16 protein-coding genes and 1 tRNA gene are annotated in these 18431 nt (G+C 70.0%); 11 read left to right on the top strand and 6 right to left on the bottom strand.

The window, feature by feature from the left end; translation table 11 throughout:
• Positions 1–271 precede the first annotated feature (271 nt).
• The 4 genes from ACFQVC_RS17695 (at position 272) to ACFQVC_RS17680 (ending at position 2886) form a co-directional block, all read left to right on the top strand.
• Positions 272–1153 carry a bifunctional DNA primase/polymerase gene (locus ACFQVC_RS17695; RefSeq protein ID WP_381831392.1) on the top strand — a complete coding sequence of 294 codons (882 nt, stop codon included), beginning with the start codon at positions 272–274 and terminating at the stop codon, positions 1151–1153.
• A 321-nt stretch (positions 1154–1474) separates the two neighbouring features.
• On the top strand, positions 1475–1687 hold the full coding sequence (locus ACFQVC_RS17690; RefSeq protein ID WP_381831391.1) for a hypothetical protein: 213 nt from the start codon (positions 1475–1477) through the stop codon (positions 1685–1687).
• The gene (locus ACFQVC_RS17685; protein WP_381831390.1) at positions 1680–1931 is read left to right on the top strand and encodes a hypothetical protein; all 252 of its coding nucleotides are present in this window, start codon (positions 1680–1682) and stop codon (positions 1929–1931) included. The genes ACFQVC_RS17690 and ACFQVC_RS17685 overlap by 8 nt, the downstream gene beginning before the upstream one ends.
• Before the next feature lie 148 nt (positions 1932–2079).
• Entirely contained in the window at positions 2080–2886 is an 807-nt protein-coding gene (locus tag ACFQVC_RS17680) for a tyrosine-type recombinase/integrase (RefSeq protein ID WP_381831389.1), read from the top strand.
• A 64-nt stretch (positions 2887–2950) separates the two neighbouring features.
• Here ACFQVC_RS17680 and ACFQVC_RS17675 read toward each other — a convergent pair whose 3' ends face one another.
• The 3 genes from ACFQVC_RS17675 to ACFQVC_RS17665 all read right to left on the bottom strand — a co-directional run bounded on the left by ACFQVC_RS17675 (position 2951) and on the right by ACFQVC_RS17665 (position 6496).
• Positions 2951–4486, bottom strand: a complete 1536-nt coding sequence (locus ACFQVC_RS17675; protein ID WP_381831388.1) for a serine/threonine-protein kinase — start codon at positions 4484–4486, stop codon at positions 2951–2953.
• Between the two features lie 270 nt (positions 4487–4756).
• Positions 4757–4844: transfer RNA gene (locus ACFQVC_RS17670), tRNA-Ser, on the bottom strand.
• 50 nt (positions 4845–4894) lie between these two features.
• Positions 4895–6496 carry a S1C family serine protease gene (locus ACFQVC_RS17665; protein WP_381831387.1) on the bottom strand — a complete coding sequence of 534 codons (1602 nt, stop codon included), beginning with the start codon at positions 6494–6496 and terminating at the stop codon, positions 4895–4897.
• 345 nt (positions 6497–6841) lie between these two features.
• On the opposite strand from ACFQVC_RS17665, the gene ACFQVC_RS17660 reads away from it, so the two are divergent.
• From ACFQVC_RS17660 to ACFQVC_RS17650, 3 genes are all read left to right on the top strand, one after another.
• Complete coding sequence (locus ACFQVC_RS17660) at positions 6842–7693, top strand: glycerophosphodiester phosphodiesterase (protein ID WP_381831386.1); 852 nt, start codon at positions 6842–6844, stop codon at positions 7691–7693.
• A 208-nt stretch (positions 7694–7901) separates the two neighbouring features.
• Positions 7902–8522: an ATP-binding protein gene (locus ACFQVC_RS17655; RefSeq protein ID WP_381831385.1), complete on the top strand. Its 621-nt coding sequence runs from the start codon at positions 7902–7904 to the stop codon at positions 8520–8522.
• Between the two features lie 164 nt (positions 8523–8686).
• Positions 8687–9664: a DUF5926 family protein gene (locus ACFQVC_RS17650; protein ID WP_381831384.1), complete on the top strand. Its 978-nt coding sequence runs from the start codon at positions 8687–8689 to the stop codon at positions 9662–9664.
• A 210-nt stretch (positions 9665–9874) separates the two neighbouring features.
• On the opposite strand, the gene ACFQVC_RS17645 is transcribed toward ACFQVC_RS17650, so the two are convergent.
• Together ACFQVC_RS17645 and ACFQVC_RS17640 are read right to left on the bottom strand one after the other, a co-directional pair.
• Positions 9875–10552 (bottom strand): hypothetical protein, encoded by a 678-nt coding sequence (locus tag ACFQVC_RS17645; RefSeq protein ID WP_381831383.1) that lies wholly within the window; start codon positions 10550–10552, stop codon positions 9875–9877.
• 106 nt (positions 10553–10658) lie between these two features.
• Positions 10659–11324: a bifunctional DNA primase/polymerase gene (locus ACFQVC_RS17640; protein ID WP_381831382.1), complete on the bottom strand. Its 666-nt coding sequence runs from the start codon at positions 11322–11324 to the stop codon at positions 10659–10661.
• Between the two features lie 566 nt (positions 11325–11890).
• Between ACFQVC_RS17640 and ACFQVC_RS17635 the strand changes: the two genes are divergently transcribed.
• The 4 genes from ACFQVC_RS17635 to ACFQVC_RS17620 all read left to right on the top strand — a co-directional run bounded on the left by ACFQVC_RS17635 (position 11891) and on the right by ACFQVC_RS17620 (position 17058).
• On the top strand, positions 11891–13327 hold the full coding sequence (locus tag ACFQVC_RS17635; RefSeq protein ID WP_381831381.1) for a PP2C family protein-serine/threonine phosphatase: 1437 nt from the start codon (positions 11891–11893) through the stop codon (positions 13325–13327).
• A 171-nt stretch (positions 13328–13498) separates the two neighbouring features.
• Complete coding sequence (locus tag ACFQVC_RS17630; RefSeq protein ID WP_381831380.1) at positions 13499–14986, top strand: aminopeptidase P family protein; 1488 nt, start codon at positions 13499–13501, stop codon at positions 14984–14986.
• Between the two features lie 207 nt (positions 14987–15193).
• On the top strand, positions 15194–15976 hold the full coding sequence (locus ACFQVC_RS17625) for an alpha/beta fold hydrolase (RefSeq protein WP_381831379.1): 783 nt from the start codon (positions 15194–15196) through the stop codon (positions 15974–15976).
• A gap of 116 nt (positions 15977–16092) precedes the next feature.
• Positions 16093–17058, top strand: coding sequence for a hypothetical protein (locus tag ACFQVC_RS17620; protein WP_381831378.1), 966 nt, complete (start codon positions 16093–16095; stop codon positions 17056–17058).
• A 64-nt stretch (positions 17059–17122) separates the two neighbouring features.
• Here the strand turns inward: ACFQVC_RS17620 and ACFQVC_RS17615 are convergent, their stop codons facing one another.
• Complete coding sequence (locus ACFQVC_RS17615) at positions 17123–18085, bottom strand: threonine/serine dehydratase (RefSeq protein WP_381831377.1); 963 nt, start codon at positions 18083–18085, stop codon at positions 17123–17125.
• Between the last annotated feature and the right edge of the window lie 346 nt (positions 18086–18431).

The following is an 18431-nucleotide window of genomic DNA, read 5'->3' as shown; positions in this document are numbered from 1 at the left end:
GGCCACCTTTCCCTCGCAAGCGTGAGGATAAGTCGATAAACCCCCATCACGGCACCCAATTGCCTGGTCATCCCGTGTTCCGCCGCAACTCCCAAGCGCCACAAGGGAGGAAGCGTTCCGTCAGACATTCCGGCCAATCCCGCCCGTCCCCACTCGACTCCCACTCCGCCCCACTCGCCCCTCACTCCGCCTCGCCCGCGCCCCCCGCCCGGCCGCACACCCCCACCGACACCCCCTTCCCTTCTTCGAACGTACGTACGAAAATAGAGGCATGGCCACCTCCGACCGGCATGCCAGCACACTGGCCCTCGCCCACGCCCTGTCCGCCGCAGAGCGTGGTCTTGCCGTCATCCCGCTCTCCCGCACCAAGCTCCCGGCCCTGCGCTCACCGCACCACGACGACCCGGACCCCGCTCCCTGCCACGGCGAATGCGGCCGGCTCGGACACGGCGTGTACGACGCCACGACCGACCCGGCCCGGATCCGGAAGCAGTTCGCCGCCGCCCCCTGGGCGACCGGCTACGGCATCGCCTGCGGCCTCCCGCCGCACCACCTCATAGGCATCGACCTGGACACCAAGTCCGGCGCGGACTCCTCGGCGACACTGCGCGAGCTCGCCCTGCGCCACCTGTTCACGATCCCGGACACGGTGGTCGTGCTCACTCCGAGCGGCGGCCGCCATCTGTGGCTCTCCGGGCCGCCCGACGTCGTCGTGCCCAACTCCGCGAGCCGGCTCGCCCCCGGCATCGACATCCGCGGCGCGGGCGGCTACCTGGTCGGCCCCGGCTCCCGCACCGAGCACGGCGTCTACAGCACCGCCCCCGGCACCGCCCACTTGGCGCCCGCCCCCTGCCCGCGCGCCCTGCTCCGACTGCTCACGCCCCCGCCACGCCCCCGGGACACATCCGGCGGGCATCCGGGTCACGCCCAGAGCGACGGCCTGATCCAGTTCGTCCTCGGCGCCCGCGTCGGCCAGCGCAACACCCGGCTCTTCTGGGCGGCTTGCCGGGCGTACGAAAGCGGAATAGGCGACTCCATAGCCGACCGCCTCACCGACGCCGCCCGCCGCACCGGCCTCAGCGAACGCGAGGCCCGCACCACGATCGCCTCAGCGGCCCGGCTCACCGCAGGCCACGGCCCGACCAGCACCTGACCGCACACCCCGCACGCCTTGCCCAACCACAGGAGGGGCGCCCGGAGTTACTCCGGACGCCCCTCGGGGGTACTGCGGTGGGTGTGGGATTTGAACCCACGGTGACTCGCGCCACGACGGTTTTCAAGAGGATCGATCTTTCAGAGGCTGTACGTCTGTGACCTGGCCGTATGGCCCTTGATGGCCGCTGGCGGGGAGGTTTGGGCCACACCTGGGCCACAGGCCCCCTCCGAGACGGCCCCCAGGCCACTCCGGAGAGCGACTGCCGCGCGCTCCCCGACCGGCGTACGCTCGACCGAGAGACCTCCCGGGAGGACCGGCATGGCACACATCGTCTTCGACCCCGAAGAGGCCGACCAGCTCCGCGCCGCCGCGCGTGAGGAGTTTCCGGCGAACCCCGCTCTGGCTTACGTCCTACAGCAGCTGGCCGACGAGGGCATCGACCTCGACAAGTGCCGGCCGTGGGAGGACATCCGCGCCGAGCGAGGCCTACCGCCCCTCGATGAGGACGGCGAGGCGCACGACGTTGCCTAAGCACGGACCTCGCCGCGCGCAGATCACCTTTCACGAGGTCGCCGAGCGCCAGCTAGCCGCGCTGAGTGACGAGGACCTGGCCCGCCTCGACCCCGTCCTGGTCGACATCTCAATCAACCCGAAGCTCGGCGACCCGGTGCCGAGCAGCCCGATGCTGCGCGACTACCGGCGCGGATCGGTCAGGGTCATGTACTACGCGACGGCGCTCGGCATGGTGATCGTGGTGGCGTACGCGGAAGCCTGAGGCTGCCCATGCGCTCGGCTGGATCAGCAGGAACTCGCTCCCGATCACCGAGGCAGCACACCCGGAGCAGCTTCGGAAGGCGCTGGACGCGATCTCCGTACTCCTCAACGGCAAGCCAGCAGCGGAGAACACGGCCCGCCGCAAGCGGATGGTCCTCAGCAACGCCTTCACGTACGCCATCGAGCGTGACCGTCTCGACGGAAACCCGCTGAAGAGGGTGGACCATCACGCCCCGCCCACTGATGACGAGGTCGACTTCCGCTTCGTCCCGAACCCCAGGATCGCCAGGGCCCTCCTCGAAGGCGTGCGAGCACAGGGCCCCCGCGGGGAGCACCTGGAGGCGTTCTTCGGCTGCCTCTACTACGCAGCCATGCGTCCCGGCGAGATTGCTGCGCTCATGGCCAGTGACTGCGTACTGCCGGGTGAGCCGGGGGAAGGACAGGAGGCGAAGTGGGGTGAGCTGATCCTCGCGGAGAATCAGCCCGAGGTCGCTTCCGGCTGGACCGACGAGGGCACTCCGTACGAGAAGCGCGGCCTGAAGCGCCGCGCCCGTAAGGCAACCCGTCCGGTCCCCATCCCGCCGGCCCTCGCGCAGCTGCTCCGCGAGCACAAGAAGCGCTACGGCGTAGCGCCTGACGGCCGGCTCTTCCGCGCCGTTCGCGGTGGCCGGGTCCGCTCCACCGAGTACTGCGAAGTCTGGGACAAGGCGCGTGAGAGGGCCCTCGCGCCAGCCGAAGCCGAGACCCCGCTCGCCGATGTGCCGTACTCACTTCGGCATGCCGGAATCTCCCTGTGGATCAAAGCCGGGGTCGAACCGCCCGAGGTCGCCCGCCGGGCCGGTCACAGCCTCGCGGTTCTCTACCGGGTCTACGCGAAGATCCTGCGCGGCCGTGAGGGGCACGCCAATGAGCTGATCGGCAGGGCCCTGCGCGACGACGAATCCGCAGGGTCGTAAGTCTCCCCCGCTCGCACCACATCAGTGGATGACGCTTTCACCGCTCCACGACGCTGCGGAAGCGTCATCCGCGCAGCTCATCAAGCTGCTCCGTCACCATCACATGAGCACCGTTAAGGGTCACAATGTCACTGTTGTCGACGCTCCATTCGTTGGCGAGATTGCAGAACTGTCCGACCGACTGAGAAGTGCTGATCACCTTCTCCTTCTTGGAGTTGAGCGCAACAGCTTCTGTCACGTCAATGCACGTGTTCACCAGCTGACCAAGCCGTTGCATGTTGCCCGACGTGTCTTGTCGTTCGAGATGCCGCGCTTGCTCGTACACGTTCTTCACCTGGGTACGCAGCAGGCTCACGTCAGGATCGGTGTCCTGCACGATAGGACTCGAAGCCCCGGGCGTTAGGGATGGCGTGGGGGAGTTCGATGATGAGGATGAGCCCTTACCATCTGGCGTACGCGGACCTGAGGATTGGGCCGTCGACGGTTTCTCCGTCCCAGACTGCTGCTCTCCAAAACCCTGGGCATCGTGGCCCGTACTGGCAGAGGCAGGCGGATCTTCTACCTCGAACAGCAAAAAGCCTGTGCCGAGCGATACAGCAAGCAGCGTTGCTCCCGCTGCTGCCAGCAGGGCAGCCCTACTTCGGTGCCGCTCAGGCGCGGGTACTACCCACTCAGGTTCAAGCACATCCTCGGACACGATCGTCCACTCGTGCTGGAGCAGAGTTTCCACAGCAAGAGTCGGTTCGTGGTCGCCTGCTCCTAGCACGACCGTTTCCTGACTTGACCACAGCTCCACACAATTGCGTGCCAAGTCCACTGCGGTCGGGCGGTCTTCAGGCGCCTTCGATAGCGCGCTGGTCACCAGCATCCGCAAGTCCTCGGGCACGCCATCAAGTTCGGGGCAACCGTCCATGATTCTGTACGCGATGGTGTCCGGACGGCCGGTGCCGAAGGGGAGTCTGCCTGTAGCCGCATAGGCCACCAGAGCTCCCCAAGCGAAGACATCTGCTGGAGGGCCCGCAGCAAGCCCGCGATACTGCTCGGGACTGATCCAACCCGGAGTTCCAGTCGACACGTTGGTGCTAGTCACTGCTGTCTGGTCAGCCGCATGTGCGATGCCGAAGTCCAGAACGCGTGGGCCGTCGGAAGCCAACAGGACATTTCCTGGCTTCAGATCTCTGTGCACCACACCTGCTGAGTGCACAGCCACAAGTCCTTGCGCCACTCCGCTGGCGAGCGCCAGAAGGAGCCCACCTTGAAGTGGGCCGACCGCGTCCACGTGTTCCTTCAAGGTCGGCCCCGCCACGTACTGCGTCGCGAGCCAGGGCCGATCCGTCTCAGGATCGGCATCCAGCAAGGGCACCACGCGTGAGCCCTCTACCCGACTTAGGAGTCGCACCTCTCTACGGAAGCGCGCCCTGAAAGCGGGATCGTCAGCAAACTCGGCCCGCACCACCTTCAAGGCAACTTTGGCGCCATCAGCAGCCAGACCTGCGTAGACAACCCCCATCCCGCCGGCACCGAGGCGCCCGATGATCCGGTAGCCCGCAATGCGTTCCGGGTCCCCATCTACTACGGGCCGTATGTGCGCGCCGGGCACAGCACTCCTTTGGCAGAGCGACGCCGGTCCACTCCGATTCGGCCGACGCCATCCGCGCCAGGATGGCAACAGGGATCTTGAACCCGGCAGAGACAAACGACCTGAGGGGGAGGACAAAAGTCCTCGTCCTGGCAGGTTCCTGGGCCACGCCTGGGCCACACGCGCTGGTCAAACCCGGGGCACGGGCGAGAAACCGTGAGACAGTTCGAATACAGAAGGGGTGCCGCTGAGTTGGCAGCACCCCTTCTGACCTGGGCCTTGTGGCCCCTGTGGCGGTGGGTGTGGGATTTGAACCCACGGTGACTCGCGCCACGACGGTTTTCAAGACCGTTCCCTTAGGCCGCTCGGGCAACCCACCCCGCGTCGCCGGCACAGGGCCGAGGGCGACGCGGGGACAAGACTAGCCGCTCAGCCCTCGCCCTTGCTGCCCAGGACCACGTCCACCGTGTGCTCGTCGCCACCACGCTTGTACGTCAGCTGCACCGTGTCGCCCGGCTTGTGGGTCCAGATCTCGCTGATCAGCGTCGGGCCGCTGTCGATCGGCCGGTCGTCGAGCTTGGTGATCAGGTCGCCGGGCTTCAGGCCCGCCTTCTCCGCGGGGCCGCCCTTGGTGACCGGAGCGGTACCGCCCGCGCCCTCCTCGGAGATCCGCGCGCCGTCGCTGGTGCTCTGGTCGAGGGAGACCGAGGCGCCGATCATCGGGTAGACGGCCTTGCCCGTCTTGATCAGCTGGTCGGCGACATTCTTCGCCTGGTTGATCGGGATGGCGAAGCCGAGCCCGATGGAGCCGCCCTGGCCGCCACCGCCGAGGCCGCCGCTCTCCGCGGGCTTGATCGCGGAGTTGATGCCGATGACGGCACCGCGCGAGTCGAGCAGCGGGCCGCCGGAGTTGCCCGGGTTGATGGACGCGTCGGTCTGCAGCGCGCTCATGTACGAGTTCTTGGCACCGGTGCCGTCGCTGGAGGCCACCGGGCGGTTCTTGGCGCTGACGATGCCGGTGGTCACGGTGTTCGACAGGCCGAAGGGGGCGCCGATGGCGATGGTGGAGTCGCCGACGGCCACCTTCTCGGAGTTCCCGATCACCAGCGGCGCGAGACCGCTGGCGTTCTTCAGCTTCAGCACGGCCACGTCGTAGCCCTGCGCCCTGCCGATGACCTCGGCCTCGTACTTCTTGCCGTTGGAGAACGTCGCCGAGATCTTGCCGCCGTTCGCCGCGGAGGCCACCACGTGGTTGTTGGTGAGGATGTGGCCCTGCTTGTCGTACACGAAGCCCGTGCCCGTGCCGCCGCCCTCGCCCTGGACTCCGCCGCCACCGCCGCCCTGGGCGTCGATCGTGACGACACTGGGGAGCGCCTTCGACGCGATGTTCGCGACGGTGCCCGGCTCGCGCTTGAGGTCGGCCGGGGTGTCGGAGGCGGACACCGTGGTCGAGTCCACGGAGCTGTCATTGCGCTCCGCGGCCCAGTAGCCGATACCGCCGCCGATGCCGCCCGCGACGAGCGCGGCCGCCACGATCCCCGCGACCAGTCCGCCCCTGCCCTTGTTCGGGCCGGGAGCGGGCTGCTGGTACGACGCGCCCCACTCGTGCCCGCCGCCACCGGCGCCCGCGTACGAAGGAACGGCGGGGGGCGGGGGCGGCCAGGCGCCCGCCGCGCCCTGGCCGTGCGGACCGCCCTGGCCGTGCGGCGCGTGCGCCGCCTGTCCCGCGTACCCGGCAGCGCCGCCGACGCCGTGGCCCGGCACGTCCGGCGCCGGGGGCACGGGCGGCAGCTGCGTGGTGGCGTGCTCCCCTGGTGCGGACCCGCCCGGCGCGGGCGCCGTGTGGGCCGGCTGCTCGGGCGCGGCCTTCGCACCCGCCGCACTGTCATGACCGGCACTGTCACGGCCGACGCCCTCAGGACCCGTACCGGAACCGCCCGAACCGGAAGTCGCGTCGGGAGCGGCCACCGGAGGCACGGGAGGTGCGGACGGGGCGGGAGGTACCTCGTTGCCCTCGTTCTCGGTGCTCACAGCTCTCTCCTCGATCCACGGCGCCATCGTCATCATGGGCTTTTCACGCTTGGTTTTTCACGATCGGTCACGGTCCGGCCGTACAGATGTGTGGGTCCAGCTTTTCCCACGGGGCGTCAGGGGACCATAAGCCGTACCTGTGCGTCCTTACGCAATCCTTTATGCCGGATGAAACGGACGCATCCGCTGGGCCGCCGTCGGTACTCCGCGTACCCCGTGCGGCGGCGCTCAAGGACCCTCGCGGACATCGCGCGCGGCATCCCGCACCCGGCGGGCGGAAGCCGCCGTGTTCGCGGAAGCCACCGTGTTCTACGGCGGCGCCTCGCGGAGTGACACCATGTCGCGGTGACTTCCGCACCACAGACACCCGCCCCGGGCCCGGCCAGGACCGCACCTCAGGTCGTCGCCCACCGCGGCGCTTCGGACGACGCGCCCGAGCACACCCTCGCCGCGTACAAGAAGGCCATCGAGGACGGCGCCGATGCCCTCGAATGCGACGTACGGCTGACCGCCGACGGCCATCTGGTCTGCGTCCACGACCGCCGCGTCAACCGTACGTCAAACGGCCGCGGCGCCGTCTCGGCCCTGGAACTCGCCGATCTCGCCGCCCTGGACTTCGGCTCCTGGAAGGTGCGGGCGGACGCCGAGGAGCCCGCCGAGTCCCCGGACTGGACGGACCACCCGGACCGGGCCGACACCTCGGTCCTCACCCTCGAACGGCTCCTTGAACTCGTCGCCGACGCCGGCCGTCCCGTCGAGCTCGCCATCGAGACCAAGCACCCCACCCGCTGGGCGGGCCAGGTCGAGGAGCGGCTGCTGCTCCTGCTCAAGCGCTTCGGCCTGGACGCACCGCCGGCCGAAGGCCCGTCGCCGGTACGGATCATGAGCTTCTCGGCGCGCTCCCTGCATCGTGTGCACGCCGCGGCCCCCACCCTCCCGACCGTCTATCTGATGCAGTTCGTCTCACCCCGCTACCGCGACGGCCGGCTGCCCGCCGGTGTCGGCATCGCGGGCCCCGGCATCCGGATCGTGCGCAACCACCCGGCGTACATCGAGAAGCTGCAGCGCGCCGGAAACCAGGTGCATGTGTGGACGGTCAACGAGCCCGAGGACGTCGAGCTGTGCGCGAGCCTCGGCATCGACGCCATCATCACCAACCGTCCGCGCGCGGTCCTGACCCAGCTCGGCCGGGGCTGACCCGGCCCGGCGGAACGGCCACCCACGACAGCCCGGCGGAACGGCCACCCACGGCAGTCGTGCCCCGTTCGACCCGGACGCCACGTCGGCTCGACCCGGACGCAAAGTCAGCTGACTCCCCATAGACCACCCCAGACCACCTCAACCGCACCTCCTGCCACTTACGCAGAGTGCACCGGCGCGTTCGGTCCGTATTCGATCGTTACGAGTGCGTCACCAGACACGGATTGGCCGGTTTCCGGTCCAGTCCATTGGGGCATTCACACCGTGGCGTGGGGCAAAGGAGGTCTCGGGGGTGGCGTTGGTGGTGGCACAGGAGGTGCCCGCGTCGGCGAGCATGGCCGTACCCCATGGCCCTGCGGGCGTGGGTAAAGCGAGGCACCAGATGCGCGATCAATTGCGCATCAGCGGGGTATCGGATTCGGTCATTGACGATGCCGTCCTAATCCTTTCCGAATTGCTGAGTAACGCATGCCGGCACGGTCGGCCTCTGGGTCAGGGATCAGCGGTCGGCGACGGCGATATAAGAGCCGCGTGGCGAGTCGAGGCGGCGGGCCGCCTGACGGTGGAAGTGACGGACGGCGGTGGTCCCACCCGTCCGGTTCCCGCCACGCCCTCGGTCACCGCGCGAGGCGGCCGCGGGCTCAACATCATCACGGCCCTCGCAGAGGACTGGGGAGTGCGGGACAACGCCTCCGGTGAGGTCACCGTATGGGTCGTTCTGCATGACGGGCACCGTCACGCGGAGTTCGCTACGCGCGTTGCGGCCCCCTCGGCCGCGGCCGCGGCGGAGCTGGAATTCGCCGATCCCTTCGAGGACTTGACCTGAGTCCAGGCAGTCGAGGTCCGGCCCGGACAGCCCACCGCGCCGTCACCTCCCACTCGCAAAACCCGTCCCCTTAGGCAGGCGACCCTGGTCTGGACGTACGAGCGGCGCCCGAACGGCTAGGCTCGCGCCCGTACGCAGCCAGACGTCACCGGGAGACACCCACGATGGCCAAGAAGCGCCCCCAGACCAAGGGCCAGTCCAAGGGCAAGAAGGCACAGCTCACCGATGGCGAGATCCCGGTCGTCGGCGCCCGCGAGCCCTGCCCCTGCGGCTCGGGCCGCCGCTATAAGGCATGTCACGGCCGGGCCGCCGCACACGCGGTGACCGAGTTGGTGCACCGTCCCTTTGAGGGCCTGTCCGGCGAGGGCGACTGGGTGGCCCTGCGGGAGCTGGTGCCGGCCGCGACCGTGGAGCTCACCCTCAAGGACGCACTCCCCGAAGGGGTGCCGTCCGTCACCCTGGCGACGGTTCTGCCCATGGCCTGGCCCGGACTGCGCCGCGAGGACGGCTCCGTACTCATCGGCCTGCAGAACGACATGGCGTCCGGCGACCTCAGCCGCGACCTGGCCGACACCCTGCAGCAGGCGCTCGCCGCCGAGCCGGGCAACCCGGTGAGCGGCCGCCGCGCTCCGGCCGACGGCCCGCGCCTTCAGGACCTGCTCGACCCGACCGCCGCTTTCGAGCCGGTTGTGCACAGCGGCTTCGAATTCTGGGTGCCGGACTCGGAGAACGCGACGCCCGAGGTCGCGGCCTCTCTCGAGCGGGCGAACGCCGCGGCCATCCCGACCGTCAAGCTCGGCGGTGTCGACGCCGCGTACTGGTGCGAGACGCCCGAGAAGAACCATCTGCGCTGGGTCATGCCGCACGCCGAGGAGCAGCTGCTCGACGCCCTGGCGCGGCTGCACGCGGCTGGCACTTCGAGCCTCGGAGAGGGCACCCGCCTGGTCGGTTCCTTCCGTGCGCACGGACTGATGGTCCCGGTGTGGGACCTGCCGAGCGGGGTCACGGCGGCCGATGTCGAGAAGCCGGCGGCAGAGTTCGCCGAGCGCCTCGCCGTCGCGCTCGCCGCCGACTCCCCGCTGACCCCGGAGGAGCGCCGCGCGCGCGGCGGCCTCACCAATCGCCAGGTCACCCTGAACTGATAGCCCCGAACTGTTCCGGAACACGGCCGAGCGGCCGGGAACGTATGACTCGTGTCACAACTCCCGGCAAGCACAGGTAAATCCGTGTCCGAATAGCCGAGATCGAATTTGCGAACTGCCGATCTCTTGTTACCGTTCAGGTAGCCCGGTCGCTGGTGCATCCCCCGTCGCCAGCGACCGGGCCCTTCCATTTCTTGCGGAATCCCGCATTCAACTGCCCGTTGTTCGGGTCGAGTTGCTCCCCGAACGCAGCAGAAGCGGCAGCTGTTCCGTCTCGCCGTCGCCGCCTTGCGGCGCCGCGAACTCCGCCACCGCGGTGTAGTCCGCCGGTTCCCCCTGTGACGGCTCCTTGGGCGTCTCGCAGGCCCCCGGCTCGTCCCCCTCGGTCACCACACAGTGCATCTGCACGGTGCGCCCGCCGGGGCCCATGAGGGTCAGTACGGAGCGCAGCTCGCCGCCGGTGGCATTGCGGTAGTACGTGCGCGCCCAGGTGTCGCGCGCCTGCGACAGGACGCAGGTCTGCGCCTCCACCCCTTCAGGGGAGGCGAGTTCGGGCCCGCAGTGCGCCGCGGTGGTCAGGCCGAGCCCGGAGAGCAGTCCCGGCCCGGCGCTCTTCTCCGGCTGTCCTTCGGGCTGCTGCCCCTGAGGCTGCTTTTCGGGCTGCTTCCCATCGGCACCCGCATCGTCGGCACCCGCATCGTCGGCGCGCTCGCCGTCCTGGATGTCGTCGCCCTGCAGGGCCTCGCCGCCGTCTCGTACGTCGCGATCGGCGCGTACGGCCTCGTCGCCACGGACGGCTTCGGGGGCGCTGTCGCCCAGCGGACCGGCGACCGCGCCGGCGAGGGGCAGAAAGGCCGCGAGCGCCACGGCGGCCGTGAGCGCCGTCAAGCGAGCTCGCTCCAAGGGACCCACCTGCTCAACTGCCGGGAAAAGAGAAGTGAGCCCGAAGATATCCGTGGATTACGGGGCCCGGAGCGGCGCGCGCCCAATTTCCCTAGATCTCGGGCGCGCTCACACCCGTACGAGTGAGGGTGTCGACCAACACGTCCACGACGGCCTCGACCGCGGGCACCCAGGGGCGCGCCGAACCTGGCAGCGGGGCGCGCTCCCAGCGCACCTCTCCCGTGCCGGTCTCGGAGGGCGGCAGCACCACATAGCCGCCCTCGCCGTGGAAGCGCAGCGAGCCCGGCACCCAGTCCCTGGCGTACAGCAACTCGCCCAGCTGGGGCATGGAGTAGGGCGCGACGAGGAGGAACCAGCGGTCGGGGGTCGCGACGACCGGGCCGAGGCGCACACCCGCGCGGTCGAGCACCTTGAGGGCGCGGGCCGCCGCGACGGCCGGCAGGCTGACCGCGCAGGGGCCGGGGGCTCCGGTCGCCAGGACGATCGGCGCGGTGGGGCGGTTGGTCCACCACCAGCGCACCATGCGCTCATCGGTGGTCGCCGCGAGGAGTCCGGGGTCGAAGGGGTGCGCACCCGGCATCGCGCACTCCGCGTCGGGGCAGGCACAGCCCGGCGAGCCGGTCTGTTTCGGTCCGACTCCGGGGAGCACCGGCCACCGCCATGCCGTGGCGAAGGTCAGGGCCGCACTGATCTGGTCAGGCCTCCCACCGGATCGCTTCGACAGGAGCCTGCGTCGCCTTCCGAGGATCTCGCGCATGAGCGCTCGTTCCTTTCCGTTGAACGCCGAGGGCCACATCACACCATGCGTGCATCAGTTCACCGTGCGTACAAATCGGCGCTTCACACCCCAGGCCGAGGCATGGGGAACCCCTATGGGTCGAGCGTTGGCTGTGCTCCATTAAAGCCTGGCGGAGGGTGGCGCGCGCATGGCGTTTGCGTGCCAGTTGCGTATGCCGTGTGCGTTTGCTCGCTGTGCTCGCTGTCCCCGCCGATTCCGCCACCGGAGAGTGGGGAGCGGTCGCCGCCGATTAAGACGCGGAGGTCCGGCGCCAGGTTCCGGGACGGCCCAACTGCCCCTGCCCTACACCGAGTACGTACCCATCACGACCGCCGTGACGCCGTGTTGAACAATGCCAGTCGACCGCAATATGCCCTTACTGGTGTCACTTTTCAGCCAAGTTACTAATCCCGGCGACAAGGCGACGGTGACACTCGGCCATCCTCTTGAACCCCACGGACACCAGGAAACCCAGAAGGACAATGCTGGACATCCCCTGACTAGTGCGTGTAGATGTGGAGACATTGCTAGCGGCGCAGAATGACATGGGGGTTTGCGATGCTATCGAGCAATACGCACAGGCCGGAAAGCCGGACGCCATGACCGCCCCGCATCTTCCGAAAGTGGCTGGAATCGATTCAACGGTTCCTCCTCCCGCACACACTGTCGTGCCCTCATCCGCCACCCCTTCCAGCACAGCAGCAGCTCCTGGAGCCGTGCTCCAGGATCGCCTTGCCGGCTGGGTGTCGGACCTCACCACGCTGCACGAGCTCACCGAGCGCCTGAGCCGGACCGGCACCCTCGACGACGCGCTCAAAGAGCTTCTGCGCGCCGGTGCCGCCCTGGTCGGAGCGCGCCGCGGCCTGGCCGTTCTGGAGCCCGCCGACGGGCACGGGCCCGCCTCCACGGTAGGCCTCGGCCTCGCCCACGCCGACCTCGGGCACATCGAGACGGTCCCGCGCAGCGCCACGTCGTACGGCCGCATCCTGGACGGGCTGCCGGACGGCGCGACCGAACTCGCCAGCCCCGACCTGCTCGCCGACGACGGGCTCGACCCCCGCCACCGCGAGGTCGCGGCCCGCCTCGGCTACGCCGCGAGCTACGCCGTACCGCTGGCCACCGGCACGGCGGGGCGCATCGGCGCCGTGGTCTGGCTCTACGACGAACCGGCCGAGCCCGTGGAGCGCCAGCGCCATCTGGTGGGGCTCTACGCGCGGTACGCGACCGAGCACCTGGCACGCCTCGTCGAACTGGAGCGTGCGCGCACCAAGTTGGCCACCGTCGCCGAGGAGCTGCTGCCCAGCAGGCTGCCCCGGGTCGCCGGAGTGCAGCTGGCCGCCCGGCACCGCACCGGTCCGCGCGGTGGCGGCGACTGGTACGACGCGCTGCCGCTGCCCGAGGGCGCGCTCGGCCTCGCGGTCGGCTCGGTCACCGGCTCGGGGCCGAGCGCGGTGGCCGCCATGGGCCGGCTGCGTGCCTCGTTGCGGGCGTACGCCGTCATGGAGGGCGAGGATCCCGTCGCCGTACTGTCCGATCTGGAACTGCTCCTTCGGCTGACGGAGCCGGCCCGCAGCGCGACCGCCCTGTTCGCCTACTGCGAGCCGCGCCGGCGCAAGATCGTCCTGGCCGGAGCGGGCCATACGCCGCCGCTGGTCATCGGGGAGCGGCGCACGGAGTTCGTCGAGACTTCGCTGTCGGCGCCGCTCGGGATGCTGGCGTGCTGGGAGGCGCCGAGCGTCGACCTGGCGCCCGAGCCGGGCGAAACCGTGCTTCTTTATACGGACGGTTTGCTGCATCGCACCGGCGATCCCATGGACCGGGCGTTCGCGCGGCTGCACGCGGCGGCGGCCGGGGTGCCGAAGTCGATCAGGGACGATCCCGGCTCGATCGCCGACCACATCCTGCGCACCGTGCTGCCGGACGGCCTGGACGAGGCGGACAGCCGCGAGGACGTGGTGCTGCTCGCCGCCCGGTTCGAGTGACGGGCCTGTCACGCCCTGTTCGTGACGACAGGATTTCGCCACCTCTAGAAGAGGTGGGTTTGCAAATAGCGCTCTATGGGTGACGTTGGCCATAGGTCTTAAGGCCCTGGGGCGCCTTCCGTACGGACATACGATGGAAGGCGGTCCAGTGTCGTACTGAGGAGGCAGACCGTGGCCGACAAGCTCCCCCCGGCAGTGTCAGATAGTGCTGCTGACGCAGCGGGCACCGAAGAGTCCGAAGAGCAGCCGATCAAGCAGCGCAAGAACGGCCTGTACCCGGGCGTCTCGGACGAGCTGGCCGCCAACATGCAGTCCGGCTGGGCCGACACCGAGCTGCGCGACCTGCAGCCGATCCCTCAGGCCGAGCACACCGCGCGGCGCCGTGCGGCGCTCTCCGCGCGTTTCCCCGGCGAGCGCCTGGTGATCCCCGCGGGCAATCTGCGGACCCGCTCCAACGACACCGAGTACAGCTTCCGCGCGTCCACCGAGTACGCGTACCTCACCGGCAACCAGACCGAGGACGGCGTCCTGGTCCTGGAGCCCAAGGGTGAGGGCCACCAGGCGACGCTCTATCTGATGCCCCGTTCCAACCGCGAGAACGGCGAGTTCTGGCTGGACGGCCAGGGCGAGCTGTGGGTGGGCCGCCGCCACTCGCTGACCGAGGCCGAGCAGCTGTACGGCATCCCCGCGTCCGACGTGCGCGAACTGGCCGAGAAGCTCGCCGAGTCCACCGGCCCCGCCCGCGTGGTCCGCGGCCACGACGCCGGCATCGAGAAGGCTCTGGCCGACAAGGTCACCGCCGAGCGCGACGAGGAGCTGCGCGTCTTCCTGTCCGAGGCCCGCCTGGTCAAGGACGAGTTCGAGATCGCCGAGCTGGAGAAGGCCTGCGCGTCGACCGCACGCGGCTTCGAGGACGTCGTCCGCATCCTCGACAAGGCCGAGGCGACCAGCGAGCGCTACATCGAGGGCACCTTCTTCCTCCGCGCGCGCGTGGAGGGCAACGACGTCGGCTACGGCTCCATCTGTGCCGCGGGCCCGCACGCCACCACGCTGCACTGGGTGCGCAACGACGGAGCGGTGCGCTCCGGCGACCTGCTCCTACTGGACGCCGGCGTGGAGACCAATGAGCTCTACACCGCCGACGTGACCCGCACCCTGCCGATCAACGGCCGCTACACCGAGCTGCAGAAGAAGATCTACGACGCGGTGTACGAAGCCCAGGAAGCCGGCATCGCGGCGGTCAAGCCGGGCGCCAAGTACCGGGACTTCCACGACGCCTCCCAGCGGGTGCTCGCCGAGAAGCTGGTGGAGTGGGGCCTGGTGGAGGGGCCGGTGGAGCGGGTGCTCGAACTCGGCCTGCAGCGCCGCTGGACCCTGCACGGAACCGGCCACATGCTCGGCCTCGACGTGCACGACTGTGCGGTCGCCCGCACCGAGACGTACGTCGCGGGGACCCTGGAGCCGGGTATGTGCCTGACGGTCGAGCCCGGTCTGTACTTCCAGGCGGACGACCTGACCGTGCCCGAGGAGTACCGCGGCATCGGCGTCCGGATCGAGGACGACATCCTCGTCACGGAGGACGGCAACCGGAACCTGTCGGACGGGCTGCCGCGCCGGTCCGACGAGGTGGAGGCCTGGATGGCTCGGCTCAAGGGCTGAGGCCGTCCGGTCGGACACGGACCACGGAGGCCGGGCACCCCCGCGGGGGTGCCCGGCCTTTGCCGTGCCTGCGGACGCCGACTGCGGATTTCCCTGGCCAATGATCGCGAACGCCGGTCGCAGATTTTCCTAGCGGTCGATACAGAAAGTCTGCTACGGTTTTTTTCTGTAGGGAGCGATACACAATCACGTAACGGGGGATCCGCGATGCCCACATCTGCCCACACGGTCCGGGGTTCCGGCCCCGGCCTGCTGCTCGCGCACGGCGCCGGAGGCGGAGTCGCCGCGAACTACGGCCCGATCCTGGACGGCCTCGCCGCGGACCACCGGGTCGTCGGCGTCGACTATCCCGGCGCCGGTTCCACGCCACGCGCCGAAGAGCCGCTGTCGCTCGACGAGTTGGCGGACCAGCTGGTGGCCGCCGCGGACGAAGAGGGGCTCGAGACCTTCGCAGTCGTGGGGTACTCACTGGGCGGTGCGGTCGCGGTGCGCACCGCCGCCCGGTATCCGGAGCGGGTGACGGCACTGGTCCTGACGGCCGCCTTCGCCAGAGCGGACGCACAGCTGCGGCTCAGCGCGGAGGTGTGGCGCGACCTGCACGCGTCCGGACAGTCCGGCACCCTCGCGAAGTTCCTTGTCTCCAGGGCGCTCGGCCCCACCGCTCTCGCGGCCCTCTCGCCTCAGGACCTGGCCGCCGCAGTGCGGGCCACGGAGGAGACCTTGCCCGCGGGCAGCGGCGATCACGCCGACCTGGTCACACGCGTGGATGTCCGTGACGACCTCGCGGGCATAGCGGCGCGCGGCACTCCCGCTCTGGTGATCTCCACCACGGGTGACCTGCTCGTCCCTCCGGCCCTGCACCGCGAGCTGGCCGACTTGCTGCGCGGTGCGCGGTTCGCCGAGCTCGACTCCGGTCATCTGCCGTTCGCGGAGCGGCCCGAGGAGTGGCTCGCGCGAATAACTGCCTTTCTCAAGGAGGCGGGCGTCTGACAGGCTCACGGACCGGGTGATCATCAGGCGGTTGTCTCAGGGCGATCAGCCGGGCGGCCGCCTGGCTGGTCGGTCGGGTGGCCGTTCGAAGTCCGGCACGGAACGGGGGGATTCACATGGGCGGGTCACTGCTGGTGGTCGCGGCGATCCTGATGCAGGCCACGTCGAACGGCCTGCTGTCGGAGAACCTCGGCGGCAGCGAGAGCGTGCTGCTGTCCTTCATCGCGTTCGGCGCCTCGGCCCTGGTGTTCGGAGCGGTGGCCAAGGTGCGCGGGTCGGGCGGTGCGCTCTTCCACGGACGCCGGCTGCGGCTGCTGCTCGCGATCAACGCCGCGACGGCCATCACCTTCCTCGGCTTCTACTGGTCCCTCTCCCTCATCCCGGCTCCGTTGGCCGCCGCCGTCGAGACCGGGATAGGCCCGCTCGCCATGGCCTTCCTCGGACTGCGCGAGGCCAAGGGCGCCCGGCGCCGCGCCGCGGAGTTCGCGGTCGGGCTGCTCACCCTGGCGCTTGCGCTCGCGGTGGCGGGGCGTCTGGTCTCGGCCGGGGAGGTCGACTCGCTGCCGGAGTTCTTCGGCGGCGTCGCGGTGGCGGCGCTCGCCGGGGTGATGGCGGCCTGTATCGCCCTGCTGTCCTTCCGCTTCGGGCAGTTGAAGGTCTCGCCGGTCCAGGTGACGGCGCATCGCTTCCATCTGACCTATCTGCTGGCCCTCGGGGTGCTGCTGTCGGGGCCGGGGCGCGAGATCGGGGAAATCGACGGCACACGGCTCGCGTTCATCGCCGTGGTCGCGCTTGCCGGTGCCGCCCTGCCGCTGTTCATCCTGCAGATAGGTATGCAGCGCACCTCGCCGCTCGTGGTCGCGCTGCTCGCCTCGGCGGTGCCCAGCCTGACGTATCTGATGGCGGCCCTCACGGGTGAGCAGGGCTTCGATCCGATCGCCTTCGTACTGATCAACGGCTGTCTGGCGGTGGCCTTCCTGGGGCCGAAGGTCATCAGCCGCTTCTCCGGCGAGCGAATACCGCAGGCTCCGGTGGTGCGGGACGGCGCCCCCGGACGGGACGGCCATCCCGTGGGGGGATGACGACGGTCCGGTGCGCGTCGGCTGAGTGTGGACCGCCGGTGCCCGGGGCCGGCCGCCGCCGTGGTCACACCTCCGCGCGGGAAGGGACGGTCAGGTCGGTGGGGTCGGTGTTCGCGCCGCACAGGATGACCGCGACGGTCTCGCCGTCGGCGGGCTTGTATGTGCCCGAGACCAGGGCGGCGAAGCCGGTGGCGGCACCGTGCTCGACGGCGATCCTGCGCTCGTCCCACAGGAGTTGGCGGGCAAGGACGATGTCCTCGTCCTCGACCAGGACCGAGTCGACGCCGTCACTCCGCACCCACGGCAGCGCCATCGGGGTCACCCTGCGGGCGCCGAGGGAGTCCGAGGCGACCGAGTCCACGGGGACGTCCACCGGTTCCCCCGCCTCCAGTGCGGCATTGAGGGCGCGGGCGCCACGGGGCTCGACGGCGACGACCCGGATGCCGTGCTCGTGCGCGGCCGCGGCGACTCCGGTGAAGAGTCCCCCGCCGCCGACGGCGACGAGCACCGTGTCCACAGTGGGCAGCTTCGCGTGGATCTCCTCGAGGAGCGTGCCCGCGCCCGCGGCGATCAACGGCAGGTCGTAGGCGTGGGATTCGAGCGCCCCCGACTCGGCCGCGTACCGCCGCGAGGCGTCCAGGGCGACGGCGTACTCGGTGCCGGCCTGACGTACCCGCGCGCCGAGCTTCCGCAACCTGGCGACCTTGACCGGCGGTGCGTTCTCGGGGACGAACACGGTGGCCGTGACCCCGTGCCGGGCCGCGGCCCAGGCACAGGCCAGGCCCGCGTTGCCGCCGCTGGCGATGACGACACCGGCGTCCGGCATGGTGCCGGCGGAGACATGGGAGGAGAGGAAGTTCAGCGCGCCGCGCGCCTTGAAGGTGCCGGTGTACTGCAGGTACTCATGCGCGAACCAGACATCGGCGCCCGGGAATTCGCCGGGCCCCGCCTGGCTGAGGGCGAGAGGACGGAGGTGACCGGAGACCCGAGCGGACGCGGACTGCACATCGCGGTAAGTGATCGTCACGAAGAGCGCTCCAAACAGGCGGAAGCGGGCAGCGAGCGAAAGGAGATCGTCCCCGGCAGCGTCGCACACCCAGAAGCGCCCGCAGGTTCAGGGGTCGGCCAGGAGGGCACGCGGGCTCAGGCATCATCGAGGAGGGCGCGCGGCCTCGGGGGCAACGGGGAATGCCCGCAGGTTCAGGGCGGCCAGGACGGCACGCGGGCTCAGACGTCGGCCAGGAATGCCCGCAGGTTCAGGGGGCAGTCGGCAGGTTCCCGCGGGCCGGGGGTGGACCGCCCATCACGGGTGCCCCGGCGGCGCCTCCGCGGGTGCCCCCGGCGGCTGCGCGCATGGCCCGTAAGAGCAACGC

The organism is Streptomyces monticola (assembly GCF_042665355.1).
Classification (GTDB): domain Bacteria; phylum Actinomycetota; class Actinomycetes; order Streptomycetales; family Streptomycetaceae; genus Streptomyces; species Streptomyces monticola.
The sequence above is the reverse complement of the archived record's forward strand: the minus strand, read 5'-3'. Positions and strand labels throughout refer to the sequence as shown.

Coding starts and splice junctions, on each gene's coding strand:
- ACFQVC_RS17650 (WP_381831384.1), top strand. CDS start 8,687: ATGGCCAAGAAGCGCCCCCAGACCAAGGGCCAGTCCAAGGGCAAGAAG.
- ACFQVC_RS17640 (WP_381831382.1), bottom strand. CDS start 11,324: ATGCGCGAGATCCTCGGAAGGCGACGCAGGCTCCTGTCGAAGCGATCC.
- ACFQVC_RS17635 (WP_381831381.1), top strand. CDS start 11,891: ATGGGGGTTTGCGATGCTATCGAGCAATACGCACAGGCCGGAAAGCCG.
- ACFQVC_RS17690 (WP_381831391.1), top strand. CDS start 1,475: ATGGCACACATCGTCTTCGACCCCGAAGAGGCCGACCAGCTCCGCGCC.
- ACFQVC_RS17620 (WP_381831378.1), top strand. CDS start 16,093: ATGGGCGGGTCACTGCTGGTGGTCGCGGCGATCCTGATGCAGGCCACG.
- ACFQVC_RS17625 (WP_381831379.1), top strand. CDS start 15,194: ATGCCCACATCTGCCCACACGGTCCGGGGTTCCGGCCCCGGCCTGCTG.
- ACFQVC_RS17680 (WP_381831389.1), top strand. CDS start 2,080: ATGGTCCTCAGCAACGCCTTCACGTACGCCATCGAGCGTGACCGTCTC.
- ACFQVC_RS17695 (WP_381831392.1), top strand. CDS start 272: ATGGCCACCTCCGACCGGCATGCCAGCACACTGGCCCTCGCCCACGCC.